This window comes from Microbacterium sp. Yaish 1 (assembly GCF_002245215.1).
Taxonomy (GTDB): Bacteria; Actinomycetota; Actinomycetes; order Actinomycetales; family Microbacteriaceae; genus Microbacterium.
Window position 1 is genome coordinate 748,077 of the sequence record NZ_NPMR01000002.1, and the last position, 13,707, is coordinate 761,783.

Sequence of the window (13,707 nt, forward strand, 5' to 3'; positions counted from 1 at the left end):
CACCACCCCTGTCTTTTCGCCGGTGTCCAGCCTATCCGTCCGCAAGGTGCCGATGGATCGCCTCTGCCAGGCGCGGTCCGATTCCCGGCAGCTCCTGGATCTCTTCGGGGGTGGCCTGCTTGAGCCTCGACACGGAACCGAAATGGCGCAGCAGCGCCTTGATGCGGGCCGCTCCCAGGCCGGGCACTTCGGAGAGCACCGAGGTGATGTCGCGCTTGCGCCGCTTGCGCTGGTGGACGATCGCGAAACGGTGCGCCTCGTCACGCAGTCGCTGCAGCAGATAGAGCGATTCCGAGGTACGGGGCAGGATGACGGGGTACTCCTCCCCCGGCAACCAGATCTCCTCGAGCCGCTTGGCGATGCCGCACAACGCGATCTCCGTGTGCCCGGCGTCCGCGAGCGCCCGCGCCGCGGCCTCGACCTGGGGCTTGCCGCCATCGACGACGAGCAGCTGCGGACGATAAGCGAACCGCGGTCGCTTGCGCGCCGTGACGACCTCGCCGTCGGCGGTCGCATCGGGAACCGGCTCGTCCTCCTCGTCGGGCCGGTCGAGGTAGGCGAGGCGCCGCGTGAGCACCTGGTACATCGAATCGGTGTCGTCCGTCGTCTCGTTGACGCCGAAGATCCGGTACTGATCCTTGCGCGGGAGGCCGTCTTCGAACACGACGAGCGAGGCGACCACGTTCGTGCCCGACAGATGGGACACGTCGTAGCACTCGATCCGCAGCGGAGCCTCGTCGAGGCCGAGCGCTTCCTGCAGATCCGTCAGCGCTTGGCTGCGGGCGACGTAGTCGCTCGTGCGACGCGTCTTGTGGAGCATCAACGCCTGCTGCGCGTTGATGTTGGCGGTCTTCATGAGGTCGGCCTTGCGCCCGCGCTGCGCGACCTGAATCGTCACGCGTTTGCCACGGCGCGTCTGGAGCCACTGCTCCAGCTCCCCCGCGTCGCCCGGGAGCGTCGGGACGAACACGTGGCGCGGGATGTCGCCGGCAGCGGCATCCCCGTACGTCCGCTGGAGCACCTGGTCGACCAGATCGGCGCCCGAGATGTCGATCTCCTTCTCGATAGTCGTCGCCCGGACACCGCGGATGCGGCCGCCGCGCACGACGAAGTGCTGGACGGCGGCGGCGAGCTCGTCCTCGGCGATGCCGAAGAGATCGGCGTCCATGTCGTCCTCGAGCACGAGCGCGCTCTTGTTCAGGACGGCGTCGATCGCCTGCAGCTTGTCGCGGTAGACGGCGGCCGACTCGTAGTCCATCGCGGCGGCCGCCTCGCGCATGCGCGTCGTGAGCTCGCGGGCGAACCGCTGATCGCCGCCCGACATGAAGGCGACGAAGTCGTCGACCATCGCACGGTGCTCTTCGATCGTGACCTTCATCGAGCACGGCCCGCCGCACCGGCCGATCTGACCGGGGAAGCACGGGCGCCCCGACGCCATGGCCTTCTTGTACGACGAGTCGCTGCAGGTCCGGATCGGGAAGACCTTGATCATCAGGTCGATCGTCTCGTGCACCGCCCAGACCTTGGGGTACGGGCCGAAGTACTTCGCGCCCGGAATCCGCCGGTTGCGCGTCACGATCACGCGGGGCGCTTCATCGGCGAGGGTGATCGCCATGAACGGATAGGACTTGTCGTCGCGGTAGCGGACGTTGAACGGCGGATCGAACTCCTTGATCCACATGTACTCCAGCTGGAGCGAGTCGACGTCGGTCGCCACCACCGTCCACTCGACGGATGCCGCTGTCGTGACCATCCGCCGCGTGCGCTCGTGGAGGGTGTGCAGCGGCGCGAAGTAGTTCGACAGGCGCGCCCGCAGGTTCTTCGCCTTGCCGACGTAGAGCACCCGCCCCTCCGCGTCGCGGAAACGGTAGACCCCGGGGTCGGTCGGGATCTCGCCCGCTTTGGGCCGGTAAGGAAGGACGTTCGCCACGTCAGCCCGCCTTGCGTGCCGCCGGGGCCCCCAGGATCTCGGCGAGGAACTGGCCGGTGTGACTCTCGGCGACGCCCGCGACCTGCTCGGGCGTACCGGTGGCCACGATCGTGCCGCCGCCGGCTCCGCCCTCGGGGCCGAGGTCGATGATCCAGTCGGACGCCTTGATCACGTCGAGGTTGTGCTCGATCGTGATGACGGTGTTGCCCTTGTCGACGAGGCCGTTGAGGACCTCGAGGAGCTTGCGGACGTCTTCGAAGTGCAGGCCGGTCGTGGGCTCGTCGAGCACGTAGATGCTGCGGCCGTTCGAGCGGCGCTGCAGCTCCGTCGCGAGCTTGACACGCTGCGCCTCTCCGCCCGACAGCGTCGTGGCGGACTGACCGAGCCGGACGTAGCCGAGCCCGACGTCGACGAGCGTCTTCAGGTAGCGGTGGATCGCCTGGATCGGCTCGAAGAACTCCGCGGCCTCCGAGATGGGCATCTCGAGGACCTCGGCGATGTTCTTGCCCTTGTAGTGCACGGCCAGGGTGTCGCGGTTGTAGCGCTTGCCGTGGCACACCTCGCAGTCGACGTAGACGTCGGGCAGGAAGTTCATCTCGATCTTCAACGTGCCGTCGCCGGAGCACGCCTCGCAGCGGCCTCCCTTCACGTTGAACGAGAAGCGGCCCGGCAGGTACCCGCGGACCTTCGCCTCGGGCGTCTCGCTGAACAGGGTGCGGATGCGGTCGAAGACGCCGGTGTAGGTGGCCGGGTTCGACCGCGGAGTGCGGCCGATCGGCGCCTGGTCGACGTGGACGACCTTGTCGAGGTTGTCGAGTCCGGTGACACGCGTGTGCTTGCCCGCGACGCGGCGCGCGCCGTTCAGACGGGTCGCCAGCACTTCGTAGAGGATGCCGTTGACCAGTGTGGACTTGCCCGAACCGCTCACACCCGTGACCGAGGTCAGCACGCCGAGCGGGAACTCGGCCGTGACGTTCTTCAGGTTGTTGGCACGCGCGCCGACGACCGTCAGCATCCGCTTCTTGTCGATCTTGCGGCGCTTGGTGGGCGTCTCGAGCGAGCGCCGCCCCGACAGATAGTCGCCGGTCATGGAGTTCTCGTCGGCGAGCAGAGCGTCGTAGGGGCCGGAGTGCACGACGTTGCCGCCTTCGACGCCGGCGCGGGGGCCGATGTCGACCACCCAGTCGGCCGCGGCGATCGTCTCTTCATCGTGCTCGACGACGATGAGCGTATTGCCGAGGTTCTTCAGCTTGACGAGGGTGTCGATCAAGCGCCGGTTGTCGCGCTGGTGGAGCCCGATCGACGGCTCGTCGAGGACGTAGAGCACCCCGGTGAGGCCCGAACCGATCTGCGTCGCGAGCCGGATGCGCTGTGCCTCGCCGCCCGAGAGCGATCCGGCTGCGCGCCCCAGGCTGAGGTAGTTCAGCCCGACCTCGATGAGGAAGTCGAGGCGAGCACGGATCTCACGCAGCACCGCTGCGGCGATCTTGGCCTCGCGCTCGGTGAGCTCGAGCTGGTTGAAGTAGGCCTGCGCCTCGGCGAGACTCAACCGCGCGACGTCGGCGATGGAGCGCTCGTGGACGAGGACGGCGAGCACCTCGGGCTTGAGCCGGTCGCCGTCGCACGCGGGGCACGGCACCTCGCGCAGGTACTCGGCCCAGCGCTGACGCTGCGTGTCGGTCTCGGCCTGAAGATACTGACGCTCGATGTACGGGATGACGCCCTCGAAGCCGGAGGCGTAACGCATCTCGCGCCCGTAGCGGTTCTTCCACTTGACGGTGACCTTGTAGTTCTCTCCGCGGAGCACCGCATCCTGCACGTCGCCGGGGAGGTCGCGCCACGGGGTCTTGAGCGAGAACTTCAGGTCGGATGCGAGCCCCTCGAGGAGGCGCTCGTAGTACTGGAAGAGACCCTTGCCCTGCGTCGTCCACGGCAGCAGGACGCCCTCGGCGATGGAGAGCTCCTCGTCGCCCAGCATGAGCTCCGGGTCGACCGACATCCGGGTGCCGAGGCCGGAGCACGTGGGGCACGCACCGAAGGGGGCGTTGAACGAGAACGTGCGCGGCTCGATCTCGGTGAGCTGCAGGGCGTGCCCGTTGGGGCAGGCGAGCTTCTCGCTGAAACTCTGCCACGCGGCGTCGCCCTCTTCGTCGACGAAGTTGATCTTGATGACGCCGCCGGCCAGGGCGAGCGCGGTCTCGACGGAGTCGGTGACGCGGCCGAGCAGGTCGGGACCGGCCACGAGCCGGTCGACGACGACGGCGATGTCGTGCTTGTAGCTCTTCTTCAGCGTCGGCGGCTCGGCGAGCGAGACGACGTCGCCGTCGACGACGGCGCGAGCGTAGCCCTTGGCACTGAGCTCCTTGAAGAGGTCGACGAACTCGCCCTTCTTCTGCGTCACCACGGGCGCCACGACCTGATAACGGGTGCGCTCGGGGAGCTCCATCAGCTGATCGGCGATCTGCTGGACCGTCTGACGCTGGATCCGCTCACCGCACTCGGGGCAGTGCGGAACGCCGATGCGCGCCCACAGCAGGCGCATGTAGTCGTGGATCTCGGTGATCGTGCCGACGGTCGACCGCGGGTTGCGGTTCGTCGACTTCTGATCGATCGAGACCGCCGGGCTGAGGCCCTCGATGAAGTCGACGTCGGGACGGTCGACCTGACCGAGGAACTGACGCGCGTAGGCGCTCAGCGACTCGACGTAGCGGCGCTGACCCTCGGCGAAGATCGTGTCGAAGGCGAGGCTCGACTTTCCCGAGCCGGAGAGGCCGGTGAAGACGACGAGACTGTCGCGCGGAATGTCGAGATCGACGTCCTTCAGGTTGTGGACGCGGGCTCCGCGGACGCTGAGTTTCGATGAGGAAGCGACGGGGACGATGGGCACCGCACAAGTCTAGGTGGGGCCTCCGACACTGGCTCCGAGGTTCGCCCTGGGCTCACTCCCGCAGGAGAGAAGCGTTCTCTCGAGGGACCCGGCGCCCAGCGAAGGGCTGGAGCCCGTCCCGCAGTGCGGTCACGTCGTCGACGGTCATCCCGACGGCGGCCATGACCTGTTCCGGCACGCGCACGGCATCCGCCCGCAGCGCCCGGCCGTCGGCGGTGAGGCCGATCTCGAGCACGCGCTCATCGCCTCGGCGCCGCTCACGTGTGACGAGCCCTTGGGCCTCGAGACGTTTGACGAGCGGGGACAGCGTCGCCGGTTCCATCGCCAGGTCGGCCGCCAGCTCCCCCAGCGCCTGCGGAGACGTCTCCCAGAGCGCGAGCATGACGAGGTACTGCGGATGGGTCAGACCGAGCGGCTCGAGGATCGGGCGGTAGATGGCCACGACGTTCCGGGCAGCGGTGACCAGCGCGAAGCAGAGCTGGTTGTCGAGCTTCAACATGTCGTCGGCGGAGTCCACGCTCGTATCCTATATGCCCTAATCGTTAGTACACTGATGATCATGACCGAGCCCGAGCGTCGCCCTCCTCTCCGCACGCGCGTCCGCGAGGCGGGCGGCTGGTACGCCTACGTCAACTCGCGCCTGATCCGCGCGGCCGGTCCCGCGTCGGTCGGCCCCTACGACACCGAGCCCGAGCCGGAGCGCACCGGACGCGCGTGCCCGCTGTGCGGCCACCCCATGACGGAGCACGACGTCGACCGGACCGGACCGAAGCCGCTCCTGCACTGCCCCCGCTGAGCCCCGGGCACCGCCGAGCCGTCAGGCGTGCCCGGCGCGCTCCATCGCGCGCAGCTCCTTCTTCAGATCCTGCACCTCGTCACGCAGGCGGCCGGCCAGCTCGAACTTCAGTTCCGCTGCGGCGGCGAGCATCTGCTGCGACAGGTCTTCGATCGTCGCCTCGAGCTGCTGAGCGCCTTCCGCAGCGATCCCTTCACGACGCAGCTGCGGTGTCGGGCTCTTGCCTTTGCCCGATTTGTTGCGAGCAGTCGCCTTGCCGTTCAGCAGATCGCGGGTGTCGGACGCCTCGCGCGCGAGCGCATCGGTGATGTCGGCGATCTTCTTGCGCAGCGGTTGCGGATCGATGCCGTTCTCGAGGTTGTAGGCGATCTGCTTCTCACGGCGACGCTCGGTCTCCTCGATCGCCGCGGCCATCGAGTCGGTGATCTTGTCGGCGTACATGTGCACCTGACCCGACACGTTTCGTGCCGCACGTCCGATGGTCTGGATCAACGAGGTTCCCGAGCGCAGGAACCCCTCCTTGTCGGCGTCGAGGATCGCGACGAGCGACACCTCGGGCAGGTCGAGTCCCTCACGCAGCAGGTTGATGCCGACGAGGACGTCGTAGGCACCCTGGCGCAGCTCGGTCAGGAGCTCCACGCGCCGCAGGGTGTCGACGTCGGAGTGCAGGTAGCGCACCCGCACGCCGTGCTCGCCGAGGAAGTCGGTCAGCTCCTCGGCCATCTTCTTCGTGAGCGTTGTGACGAGCACCCGCTCGTCACGCTCCACCCGCAGCCGGATCTCCTCGAGCAGATCATCGATCTGACCCTTCGATGGCTTGATGATGATCTCGGGGTCGACGAGGCCGGTCGGACGGATGATCTGCTCGACGACGCCGTCGGCGATGCCCATCTCGTAGCGCCCCGGCGTCGCGGAGAGGTAGACGGTCTGCCCGACGCGCTCCTTGAACTCGTCGAAGCGGAGCGGGCGGTTGTCCATCGCGCTCGGCAGCCGGAAACCGTGGTCGACGAGCGTGCGCTTGCGAGAAGCATCCCCCTCGTACATCGCTCCGATCTGGGGCACGGTCACGTGCGACTCGTCGATCACGAGGAGGAAGTCATCGGGGAAGAAGTCGAGCAGCGTGTGAGGCGGCTCTCCGGGGGACCGCCCGTCGAGGTGCCGCGAGTAGTTCTCGATGCCCGAGCAGAAGCCGAGCTGCTGCAGCATCTCGAGATCGAACGTCGTCCGCATCCGCAGACGCTGCGCCTCGAGCAGCTTTCCCTGGCTCTCGAACTCCTTCAGGCGCTCGGCCAGCTCGTGCTCGATCGTGCCGATGGCGCGCTGGACCGTCTCGGTGCCCGCGACGTAATGCGAGGCCGGAAACACCGGAACGCTGTCCATCTTCTGCACGATGTCGCCCGTCAGGGGATGCAGCATGTAGAGCGCCTCGATCTCGTCGCCGAAGAGCTCGATGCGGATGGCGTACTCCTCGTACACGGGGATGATCTCGATGGTGTCGCCGCGCACCCGGAAGTTGCCGCGCGAGAAGTCGACGTCGTTGCGGTTGTACTGCATCGCGATGAACTTGCGGATCAGGGCGTCACGGTCGTACCGCTCCCCCACCTGCAGCGCGACCATGGCGCGCAGGTACTCCTCCGGCGCACCGAGGCCGTAGATGCACGAGACGGTGCTGACGACGACGACGTCGCGGCGACTCAACAGCGAGTTGGTGGTCGAGTGGCGCAGCCGCTCGACTTCGGCGTTGATCGAGGAGTCCTTCTCGATGAAGGTGTCGGTCTGCGGAACGTACGCCTCGGGCTGGTAGTAGTCGTAGTAGCTGACGAAGTACTCCACCGCGTTGTTCGGCATGAGATCACGGAACTCGTTCGCCAGCTGCGCTGCGAGCGTCTTGTTGTGAGCCATGACGAGCGTCGGCCGTTGCACCTGCTCGATGAGCCACGCCGTCGTGGCCGATTTTCCCGTACCGGTGGCACCCAGCAGTACGACGTCGGTCTCGCCCGCGTTGATCCTGCCCGCGAGCTCGGCGATCGCCTGGGGCTGGTCACCGCTCGGGACGTATTCGCTGATGACCTCGAAGGGCCGCACGGAGCGCGTGGTCTGCATGATTCCAGCGTAGGCGGGGCCACCGACACCGGGCCCGGTCTTCGCTCAGAGCGTGCGCGCGTGCTACGAGGCGGCGGCCGCCGTCAGCCGGTCCCACAGGGCGTCGACCTGCCGGAGCGTCTGGTCGAGGTCACCCGCGGTGTCGATGACGACGTCCGCGATGGCGAGGCGCTGGTCATCGGGCACCTGAGCCGCGATCCGGCGGTCGGCCTCCTCGGCCGTCATCCCCCGAAGGCGCTGCAGCCGCTCGCGGCGGACCGGGGCGGGTGCGTGTGCGACGACGATCGCGTCCCACGGGTCGTCGACGCGGGCCTCGACGAGCAGCGGCACGTCGTACACGACGACTCTCGCGCGCTCCCGCCCGAGCGCCTCGTCGAAGCGACGCTGTGATTCCGCGCGCACTGCCGGGTGCACGATCTCGTTCAGCGTCGTCCGCGCTTCGGGGTCGGAGAAGACGATGGACGCCAGCGCGGCGCGGTCGAGCTCGCCGTCAGCCGTGATGACCCCCGACCCGAACGCCGCACGAATGGCCTCCAGGACGGGCGAACCCGCTCGCTGGACGTCTCGGACGATGGCGTCGGCATCGACGACGACGGCGCCGTGCTCGGCCAGCCGCCGTGCGATCGTGCTCTTGCCGGACGCGATCCCGCCGGTCAATGCGATCAGAGGCATACACCCGAGGATGCCACGGGCGCCAGGCCCGGCGCGAGGTCGCGCGATCGATACGATGGAATCCTGACAACCCGCGGAAGGTGGGATCACCGTGGAACGCACCGCCGTCATCGTCGAAGACCAGGCCGACATCCGGAGCCTGCTCTCGGCGATCCTCGAGTCGAGCGGTTTCACCGTGCACGCGACCGAGAACGGGCTCGAGGCGGTCGAGCTGATCCGAAGCGTCTCCCCCGACGTCACCACGCTCGACGTCAACATCCCGGGAATCGACGGGTTCGAGGTCGCACGCCGTGTCCGCGCGTTCAGCGACACCTACATCATCTTCATCTCGGCCTTCGTCGAGCCTGGCGACGCGGAACGCGGGCGCGCAGCCGGCGGCGACGAGTACCTCGGCAAGCCGTTCCGCCCGCGAGACCTCAAGGCGCGCCTCGCCGCGATCCCGTCACGACGGCGCCGCGACGAGGCTCCCGTCGACAACATCGCCCCTGCCGCGATGGCGGCGGGCGCGCCGGCCGGCTCCGCTTACGGTGACCTGTCCGTCGACGAAGGCGGATTCCGCGTCGCCGGCGCGCCCATCGACCTCGCGCCCACCGAATCGGCGGTGCTGCGCGACCTCGTCGTCGCGCATGGACGCACGCGGACCAAACACGAGCTGGCCCTCGCCCTGCGCTCTCGCTCGCGCGCCGACGCCCCCGATGCCGATGAGGTCCGTGCGGTCGAGCGCAGCGTCGAGTCGCTGCGACAGACGCTCGCCGCCGCGGCTGCGTCCACGCTCATCCTCTCGGACCAGGGCATCGGTTATCGCCTCGACCGTTCCTGAGCCGACCGGTTCACGCGATCAGGACGGCTCCGCGAGAAGCACGGCCGACGCCACCCCGGATGATGCGCGGGTCGCCGTCGTCGCGGCAACCTCGATGAGAGCATCCGCGTCGTAGCCCACGACGTCGCTCAGGGCGACTCCGATCCCGATCGCGGGGAGCACTCCCCCCTCGACCGATGCGAGCGCCTCGAAGAGCGAGCGGTACAGCGCCATGGCCTGGCGCCGTGCGTCGGCCGCCGAGCCCACGACGGTGATGACGCCGATCCGCTCGGAGCCGACCTCGCCGACGACAGCGAGCGTCGGCGCGTTGGTCGTCATGGTGTCACGCCACGTCCGCACGACCTCGTCGCCGACATCGAGGCCGAACGCCGTCGCGATGTATTCGAGTCCGTCGAGCTCGATCACCCAGACCGCCATCAGCTCCCGTCGGGCCCGCGCGCGCTGCGCGCTCACGGCGACAGCGCGGCGGAAGCCGGCGCCCGAGACGACCTCGCCCGGCCCGGCATCCCGTCCCTCCGGCGAATCGGAGCCGCGGACACCGGCCCGGCCGGCACGGAGCACGGACGCGCTCACGACTGCCGTGATCGAGAGGACGACGGTGAGGATGCTGGTCGGCACCGAGCCGACCCAGAGCTGAAACGTCTCGCCGTAGCCGAACATCGAGACGACGACGACGCGCGTGAGGTAGAACGCGGCCTGCACGCCGAACACGAGACCCAGCGGGAGCGCCGTGCGGGATGCCCCGAGCGCGCCGCGGAAGCACTCCACCGAGGCAGCCGCCGCCGCGAGGCTCAGGGCAGCGAACATCACGAGGGAGCCGGACCAGTCGTTGCCGCCCAATGCGAACTCGACGGACGCGGCGATCGCGGCGACGATGCCCGCGACCGCCACCAGCGCGCCGGCCCCGCGAACCGTCCGCCGGTTGTAGGCGCGGCATCCGAGCCACATGAGCCCCGTGCCCACCACCGACGCCGTGTTGCCGCACACGACGGCCCACGCGGTCTCGGGGGCGCTGGCCCACACGACGTAGAACATCGTCGTCAGCACGGCGCAGAGGAAACCGACCGCCCAGAAGCGGCCGCTCTGCTCGGGGCGCCGCAGCAGCGTGTCGAAGACGAAGAGCACGGCACACGCCAGAACCACGATCGCGGTGATCACGGATACGGAGAACTGGTCGATCATGACGGCGCTGCCCCCGGTCGACGGGCCGGAAGCGTCACCGAGAACGTCGACCCCACCCCGAGGACGCTGCTCACCGTGATGTCGCCGCCATGCCTGCGGACGATGTCGCGGCTGATGGCGAGCCCGAGCCCGTTGCCGGTGACGGCGGAGTCCCGCACCGCGGCTCCACGGTAATAGCGCTGGAACACCGAACCGAGGTCCTCCTCGTTGAGACCGACACCCGAGTCCTGCACCGCGATGAGTGCCCACTGATCGCCGACCGAGGTGGCGACCGAGACTCGTCCGCGCGGGCGGTTGTACTTCACGGCGTTGGAGAGCAGGTTGTCGAGCACCTGACGGATGCGAACCGGGTCGGCGTACGCGCGAGCGGGTTCGACGCGGGACACGTCGATCGCGATCCCGCGCTCGCCCGCGCTGACGAGGATGGACTCCACCGCGGCGTTGACGATCTCGACGAGATCGATGTCGGCCGGAGACACCGTCAGCTGTGCGGCTGACTTGTGCTGGCTCGACGCAGCGAGCACGTCGCCCACGAGACGCAGCAACTGGTCCGCGTTCCGGTCGGCCACGCGGAGGTTCTCGAGTGCTGCCTCGGGCACGCCGGGAGTGTCGATCGCGAGTTCGAGGTACCCGAGGATCGAGGTGAGGGGCGTGCGCAGCTCGTGCGAGACCGACGAGACCAGTGCGTCCCGTTCTCGAAGCGCGTCGGTCTCGGCGGTGACGTCACGGGTGACGACGACGGCTCCGGAGTCGCGTCCGTCCGGCTCGATGATGCGCCGTGCAGAGACGCTCAGGACGCGGCGGTCATCGTCGCGCCCGACCTGGATGCGGGCGTCGGTGAACGCCTCGCCGCGGCGCACGCGTGCGAGCGGATGGTCCTGCGGGTCGAGGGGCGTCGCCCCGTCCGCCGCGTAGACGTCGGGCTGTCCGCTGGTGCGGGATCCGCGCTGCAGGCGGGCGTGCGCGTCGTTGATGATCGAGGCCGAGCCGTCCGTCTCTATGCGAGCGACGCCGAAGTCCACGCGGTCGAGAGCCTCCGTGAGCACCTGCTCGTGCCGGCGGGCTCGCTCGAGTGACTGCGTCAGCACCGTCGCCTGGCGGTCGAGGAGGAGCCGCTGGGCGGCGGCCCGCCTGCTGCTGAGATACGTAGAGGTGCTCACGGCGATCAGAAGCAGCGGCAGCAGGAGGAAACCGAACGAGGAGGGCGACGCATGGATGACGGCCTCCGTCACTCCGTACGCGGTCAGGGCGAGCACGATGCCGCCGATCCACCCGATCGTGCCGAACCCGGCGGCGAGCCAGATGACCGGGAACACCCAGAGCAGCCCGAATCCACCGGTCGGTTCGGCGACCCGCATGACGCCGATCGCCGCGACGTCGCCGAGCGGGATCATCGCGAGCCACAGCGGCGGGAGGTGGCCCCAGGGGACGATGATCGCGGCGCCGGTGAGCACGAACACGGCGGTGACCGCGAGGAAGAAGAGGGCGGTGTCGCCGCGGAATCCGATGACGAGGCCGGCTATCGCGACGACGAGCACCACGGACGTGGTGACGATCTGATTGAGCATCGCCGATCGCGTGCGGTCGCCGTCGCCGAGGACGGCGTCGACCCATCGCGGGGGTGCGGGGAGAACATAGGTCGCCCGCGTGCGCTGCGGCGTGTCCGTCTCCATGATCTGAAACTATCGCGTCCCGGACCGGCCCGGGCACGTGGCGGGCTGATGATCCCGCCTGCGCACGAAACGGCGGAAGGGCCGGAGCACGAGGCTCCGACCCTTCCGTCGTGTCAGTGTCGGCTCAGCGGCCCGAGAGCTTCTCGCGCAGAGCAGCGAGAGCCTCGTCGTCGGCGAGGGTGCCACCGCCGGTGCTCGCGGACTGGACGTCCGACGAGAACGACGAGCCGTTGTCGGCGGGAGCCGCGGCCTCGGCCTCGAGAGCCTTGACGACGGCGGCCTTGTGAGCCTCCCAGCGACCCTGAGCTGCCGCGTACTCGGCCTCCCAGGCAAGACGCTGCTCGTCGAAGCCTTCCTTCCACTGGTTGGTCTCCGGGTCGAAGCCCTCGGGGTACTTGTACTCCCCGTTCTCGTCGTACTCGGTGACCATGCCGTAGAGGGCCGGGTCGAACTCGGTGCCGTAGGGGTCGACCGACTCGTTCGCCTGCTTGAGCGACAGCGAGATGCGGCGACGCTCGAGGTCGATGTCGATGATCTTGACGAAGACCTCTTCGCCGACCGACACGACCTGCTCCGCGAGCTCGACGTGCTTGCCCGACAGCTCGGAGATGTGCACGAGGCCCTCGATGCCGTCCGCGACGCGCACGAACGCACCGAACGGAACGAGCTTGGTGACCTTGCCCGGAGCGACCTGGCCGATCGCGTGGGTACGGGCGAAGACCTGCCACGGGTCCTCCTGCGTCGCCTTCAACGACAGCGAGACGCGCTCGCGGTCGAGGTCGACCTCGAGGATCTCGACGGTGACCTCCTGGCCCACCTCGACGACCTCGGAAGCGTGCTCGATGTGCTTCCACGAGAGCTCGGAGACGTGCACGAGGCCGTCCACGCCGCCGAGGTCGACGAACGCACCGAAGTTGACGATCGACGAGACGACGCCCTTGCGGACCTGACCCTTGTGCAGGTTGTTGAGGAACGTGGTGCGCGACTCGGACTGCGTCTGCTCGAGCAGGGCGCGGCGCGAGAGCACGACGTTGTTGCGGTTCTTGTCGAGCTCGAGGATCTTCGCCTCGATCTCCTGGCCGAGGTACGGCGTGAGGTCGCGGACACGGCGCAGCTCGATGAGCGATGCGGGCAGGAAGCCGCGCAGGCCGATGTCGACGATCAGACCACCCTTGACGACCTCGATCACGGAGCCGGTGACGACACCGTCGTTCTCCTTGATCTTCTCGACGTCGCCCCAGGCGCGCTCGTACTGCGCACGCTTCTTGGAGAGGATGAGGCGGCCTTCCTTGTCCTCCTTCTGGAGAACGAGGGCTTCGACCTCGTCACCGACCTTGACGACCTCGTTGGGGTCGACGTCGTGCTTGATGGAAAGCTCGCGCGAGGGGATGACACCCTCGGTCTTGTAGCCGACGTCGAGGAGGACCTCGTCGCGGTCGATCTTCACCACGGTGCCTTCGATGAGGTCACCGTCGTTGAAGAACTTCAGAGTCTTCTCGACCGCGGCCAGGAAGTCCTCAGCAGATCCGATGTCGTTGATAGCGACCTGCTTGGTGGCCGGGGCGGTCGTTGCGTTAGTCATGTAGTGGGTTGTCCTTGTTGGGTCAGGGTGTCGGGCCGCGGCTCTCGGGCGTCATCTCGACG

The 13,707-nt window shown here is 68.4% G+C and carries 10 protein-coding genes; 2 read left to right on the forward strand and 8 right to left on the reverse strand.

Translation table 11 applies throughout. The features are described 5' to 3' along the window. Window positions 1-31: 31 nt before the first annotated feature. From uvrC to CI089_RS12710, 3 genes are read right to left on the reverse strand one after another with little or no spacing between them, the layout of a single operon-like run. Complete coding sequence (gene uvrC / locus CI089_RS12700) at window positions 32-1,930, reverse strand: excinuclease ABC subunit UvrC (RefSeq protein ID WP_094261865.1); 1,899 nt, start codon at window positions 1,928-1,930, stop codon at window positions 32-34. 1 nt (window position 1,931) lies between these two features. Continuing rightward, window positions 1,932-4,817: an excinuclease ABC subunit UvrA gene (gene uvrA, locus CI089_RS12705; protein WP_094261866.1), complete on the reverse strand. Its 2,886-nt coding sequence runs from the start codon at window positions 4,815-4,817 to the stop codon at window positions 1,932-1,934. A gap of 52 nt (window positions 4,818-4,869) precedes the next feature. Further along, a complete protein-coding gene (locus tag CI089_RS12710; RefSeq protein WP_094262489.1) occupies window positions 4,870-5,316 on the reverse strand; it encodes a MarR family winged helix-turn-helix transcriptional regulator in 447 nt (148 codons plus the stop codon). Window positions 5,317-5,376: 60 nt separating this feature from the next. Between CI089_RS12710 and CI089_RS12715 the strand changes: the two genes are divergently transcribed. After that, window positions 5,377-5,613 (forward strand): hypothetical protein, encoded by a 237-nt coding sequence (locus CI089_RS12715; protein WP_370877317.1) that lies wholly within the window; start codon window positions 5,377-5,379, stop codon window positions 5,611-5,613. Window positions 5,614-5,634: 21 nt separating this feature from the next. Here CI089_RS12715 and uvrB read toward each other — a convergent pair whose 3' ends face one another. Both uvrB and coaE read right to left on the reverse strand, forming a co-directional pair. Next, the gene (gene uvrB / locus CI089_RS12720; protein ID WP_094261868.1) at window positions 5,635-7,716 is read right to left on the reverse strand and encodes an excinuclease ABC subunit UvrB; all 2,082 of its coding nucleotides are present in this window, start codon (window positions 7,714-7,716) and stop codon (window positions 5,635-5,637) included. A gap of 63 nt (window positions 7,717-7,779) precedes the next feature. Continuing rightward, window positions 7,780-8,388: a dephospho-CoA kinase gene (gene coaE, locus CI089_RS12725; protein WP_094261869.1), complete on the reverse strand. Its 609-nt coding sequence runs from the start codon at window positions 8,386-8,388 to the stop codon at window positions 7,780-7,782. Window positions 8,389-8,479: 91 nt separating this feature from the next. On the opposite strand from coaE, the gene CI089_RS12730 reads away from it, so the two are divergent. Further along, a complete protein-coding gene (locus CI089_RS12730; protein ID WP_094261870.1) occupies window positions 8,480-9,208 on the forward strand; it encodes a response regulator transcription factor in 729 nt (242 codons plus the stop codon). Window positions 9,209-9,226: 18 nt separating this feature from the next. Here the strand turns inward: CI089_RS12730 and CI089_RS12735 are convergent, their stop codons facing one another. The 3 genes from CI089_RS12735 to rpsA all read right to left on the reverse strand — a co-directional run bounded on the left by CI089_RS12735 (window position 9,227) and on the right by rpsA (window position 13,645). After that, window positions 9,227-10,390, reverse strand: coding sequence for a diguanylate cyclase domain-containing protein (locus CI089_RS12735; protein WP_094261871.1), 1,164 nt, complete (start codon window positions 10,388-10,390; stop codon window positions 9,227-9,229). Continuing rightward, window positions 10,387-12,063 carry a sensor histidine kinase gene (locus CI089_RS12740; protein ID WP_094261872.1) on the reverse strand — a complete coding sequence of 559 codons (1,677 nt, stop codon included), beginning with the start codon at window positions 12,061-12,063 and terminating at the stop codon, window positions 10,387-10,389. Before CI089_RS12740 ends, CI089_RS12735 begins: the two co-directional genes overlap by 4 nt. 124 nt (window positions 12,064-12,187) lie before the next feature. Next, window positions 12,188-13,645, reverse strand: a complete 1,458-nt coding sequence (gene rpsA, locus CI089_RS12745; protein ID WP_023951490.1) for a 30S ribosomal protein S1 — start codon at window positions 13,643-13,645, stop codon at window positions 12,188-12,190. Window positions 13,646-13,707: the final 62 nt, after the last annotated feature.